Source organism: Microvirga sp. 2MCAF38 (assembly GCF_052115485.1).
In the GTDB taxonomy this organism is placed as follows: Bacteria; Pseudomonadota; Alphaproteobacteria; order Rhizobiales; family Beijerinckiaceae; genus Microvirga.
The window spans coordinates 1-614 of the sequence record NZ_JBFRGU010000016.1; the positions used below are offsets into that span (position 1 = coordinate 1).

A 614-nucleotide genomic window follows, 5' to 3' on the forward strand; every position below is an offset into this window, starting at 1 on the left:
GCCGTCCTGGCCGACGAGGAAGTCGTTGCCGTCCTCGCCGTAGAGGACGTCGTTGCCATTGCCGGCCCAGATGTTGTCGTCACCGGCGCCGCCATACAGGGTGTCCTGCCCGTCCATGCCCGCGAGGAAGTCGTTGCCGTCTTCGCCATGGAGAATGTCGTCGCCGGTATCGCCCCAGAGCGTGTCTTCTCCCGTGCCGCCATACAGCGTGTCGGCGCCAGCCCCACCCACCAGGTAGTCGTTGCCGTCCTGGCCGACGAGGAAGTCGTTGCCGTCCTCGCCGTAGAGGACGTCGTTGCCATCGCCGGCCCAGATGATGTCGTCACCGGCGCCGCCATACAGGGTGTCCTGCCCGTCCATGCCCGCGAGAAAGTCGTTGCCGTCTTCGCCATGGAGAATGTCGTCGCCGGTATCGCCCCAGAGCGTGTCATCGCCCGTGCCGCCATACAGCGTGTCGGCGCCAGCCCCACCCACCAGGTAATCGTTGCCGTCCTGGCCGACGAGGAAGTCGTTGCCGTCCTCGCCGTAGAGGACGTCGTTGCCATTGCCGGCCCAGATGTTGTCGTCACCGGCGCCGCCATACAGGGTGTCCTGCCCGTCCATGCCCGCGAGGA

1 protein-coding gene is annotated in these 614 nt (G+C 66.6%); it reads right to left on the reverse strand.

The features are described 5' to 3' along the window. Nucleotides 1–603 (reverse strand): calcium-binding protein (locus AB4072_RS17110; protein ID WP_441969934.1); only part of this gene is annotated, 603 nt, incomplete at its 3' end. Between the last annotated feature and the right edge of the window lie 11 nt (nucleotides 604–614).